This window comes from Bartonella sp. AP9QHHD (assembly GCF_042195625.1).
Lineage (GTDB): Bacteria > Pseudomonadota > Alphaproteobacteria > Rhizobiales > Rhizobiaceae > Bartonella.
On record NZ_JBHIOP010000026.1, the window covers coordinates 1 to 1,009 of the forward strand.

2 protein-coding genes are annotated in these 1,009 nt (G+C 30.4%); one reads left to right on the top strand and one right to left on the bottom strand.

From position 1 onward, the window contains the following. Positions 1-311: 311 nt before the first annotated feature. Positions 312-641: a hypothetical protein gene (locus tag ACFIK4_RS01735; protein WP_375653475.1), complete on the bottom strand. Its 330-nt coding sequence runs from the start codon at positions 639-641 to the stop codon at positions 312-314. Between the two features lie 113 nt (positions 642-754). On the opposite strand from ACFIK4_RS01735, the gene ACFIK4_RS01740 reads away from it, so the two are divergent. Continuing rightward, positions 755-1,009, top strand: a 255-nt coding sequence (locus ACFIK4_RS01740; RefSeq protein ID WP_375674730.1) for a hypothetical protein, incomplete at its 3' end; no start/stop codon positions are given.

The following is a 1,009-nucleotide window of genomic DNA, read 5'->3' on the forward strand; positions in this document are numbered from 1 at the left end:
TTTGTTCTTCATTTTCGCACATCACTAAGAGAATTTCATCAGAATTTATAAACACTGGTTTATTCACAAATGCCTCCATACAGCCTATTGGCAAAAGTTATTTTCTAAGATATGGAGTGAACATATTTTCGATTTTAGAATAAGTCAATATAATTTTTCTAAAACAGAAAAAAATTTTTTAGTGATAGACAAATAGTCTACACAAAAAAGTAATTTAATTTTCATTTCAATGTGGAGAAAATTCTGTATGAAGCAGTCTAAAAAAGCTCTAAAAATATTTTCGTCATTAACAAATGAGCAAAAACGGGTGGTTATTTTTCATCTTCTTCTTCTTGCAAAGATCGTAGAAAAGAAATGACAGCTTTTCTATGTTCTGGCTTTGCCGAGGAATATAATTTTAAAAAATAATCATCACAATTATCGGGTATAAAATGAGGGGGGAGAGCTTTAAAAAATGAAGTTAATCTAACGAGTTCATCAGCAGATATACTTCTACTTTCTTTATCATCATCGATAGAAAGCATTTTAGATACAACAGATGTATGAAGTCCCATATGTTTAGCTAATTCAGTTCGGGACCCATGACCCATTGTTTTAAGTTTTTCATTTGCCCAAATTTTTATTTCTTTTTGAATATCCATACTTACCAATATTCCTGTTGTTTTAAAAAATATCAACATTTCTATTTTAGAAAAAATGTTGACATTTTTTCTATAATCGAATAAATGCACATTTGATAAATAGAGAAATTAAAATGAATATCAAAAATTCAGCAGGTACGATTATAAAATATTTAGGCGGTGCGAAACGTGTGTCGTTGATTTCTCAATGTCATGTGTCTGCTGTTTATAAATGGACTTATCCTTTAAAAAAACTAGAGGGTAAAGGCGGAATTATACCAGCTAAATATCAAATTATGCTTCTGAACTACGCACGTGATCATGGGATAGATTTGCGTCCAGAAGATTTTTTTTACCCCGATCGCTTGCAGAGATTAATGCAAGAGCAA